Source organism: Cellulomonas carbonis, assembly GCF_014636275.1.
GTDB classification, from domain to species: Bacteria; Actinomycetota; Actinomycetes; order Actinomycetales; family Cellulomonadaceae; genus Actinotalea; species Actinotalea carbonis.
On record NZ_BMEB01000050.1, the window covers coordinates 1 to 551 of the forward strand.

Here is a 551-nt window from a genome sequence, read left to right on the forward strand (position 1 = left end):
GGTCATTCATCGACCCGCTGCTGACGCAGGTGACGCCGCGGCACAAGGGCGAACTCGATGCCGAAGCCATGGCCGAGGCCGCGAGCGAGGTCCAAGGGCTACACGACTTCCTGCCGTTCTGCAAACCCCGGGAGGGCGCGACGACGATCCGCACCCTCCACGAACTGCGAGTCTCGCGCGATCAGGATGCTGTGATCACCATTGATCTGCGCGCCGACGCCTTCTGCCATCACATGGTCCGTGCACTCGTCGGCGGATTGATCAAGGTCGGATCCGGCAATTGGGCGGTGACCCGCCCGGCCGAACTCATCGCCGAGGCGGACGCCGGGCTGACTCCGGATGTGCCCATGTTCGTCACGCCTGCCGAAGGACTCGTCCTCACCGAGGTCGGCTATCCGGCACCCGAGGACTACGCGGCTTGCAACGCCCAGACGATGGCCCGCCGCGACCAGGAATAGGCCGACGGTTCGTCGGGTCGTCGGCAGAAGCATCAAGCCGCCTTTTATCCCGCGAGTCGCGATCATGTGAGAATTCCTCTTTCCAGTTGTGAG

1 protein-coding gene is annotated in these 551 nt (G+C 64.6%); it reads left to right on the top strand.

Annotated elements, in window-relative coordinates; genetic code table 11:
• Positions 1–458, top strand: a 458-nt coding sequence (locus IEV86_RS17645) for a tRNA pseudouridine synthase A (RefSeq protein ID WP_498067586.1), incomplete at its 5' end; no start/stop codon positions are given.
• Positions 459–551: the final 93 nt, after the last annotated feature.